This is a genomic window from Streptococcus sp. HMSC078D09, from assembly GCF_001813675.1.
Taxonomy (GTDB): Bacteria; Bacillota; Bacilli; order Lactobacillales; family Streptococcaceae; genus Streptococcus.
Map to the genome: position 1 here is coordinate 1 of NZ_KV813655.1, position 946 is coordinate 946.

At 28.2% G+C, this 946-nt stretch carries 1 pseudogene; it reads right to left on the reverse strand.

Annotated features, from left to right (window positions below):
- Window positions 1–756: 756 nt before the first annotated feature.
- Window positions 757–946, reverse strand: a pseudogene (locus HMPREF2926_RS11225) (IS5/IS1182 family transposase); the annotation flags it as partial.

Sequence of the window (946 nt, forward strand, 5' to 3'; positions counted from 1 at the left end):
TTATCTCCATTTACCATAAAAAATCATTAGAAAGCGTGACAGATTATGAAAAAATACTATCAAATCTTTTTATTATTATTTGATATTATCATTATTATTGGATTATATCAATAAAATTAATGAGTGTGTGAAAATTCAATACTAGGAGAAAATGAAATAAATATTTCCACAATAAAACGTATGATATCAAGTTTTTTGGAAAGCCTCTGTTCGTAAATTATTTTAACTCATAGTTGATGATTTCACAAATTGAAAAGTTTTAAACTTAGCATTTAAACGCTCAATTTTAATACGAATTACAACTATCTCTATTAAACTTCTTATCCTCTACAGTCGATACATGCTTTTTAGAACTTTTTAAAGGAAAAAAGATATCTCATGAATATTCATAGTATCTAAATAACAAAAACAAGTAATTGCTCTGACAAACTTGACCTATACTTTCTTTAAAAAGAGTAAAATCATGTGTATGACCATCTCAAAAAACTAATTGACAGGCACGAAGTGTCGTTAAATCGAGTATGATTGTGTCTTTATGGTGTATATCTTTTTCCAGGATAAGTCTTACTTTGGTTTCTTTTAGGACATTGAAATAGGACTTTCTGTGACATCAATAGCTATAGTGACACTTGTTGATTTTAAGTTTTCTAAGTCAAATAGACTTGAGGAATGAAGAGTATATTCTACGAATGTTAATGTTCAGTGACTATCACTAGTCCAAGACCAAAATCAAAAAACTAGAAGATGTTGAGTTGATTAATAGCATAAATAATGCAAGTTCAGAATTAACTGTTTTTCTAGACTTAAAGTTTTTGTGCCTCCTCCTTTACAGTGTTTGGATTTATAAGTTGTATCTAGACAGGATATCTTTGTTGGGAAGGTATCCTTTTTGACACTAATAAATAATTTAAAGTTCTCAGGAGTTAGTTGCATGGTTTTTCGTAAA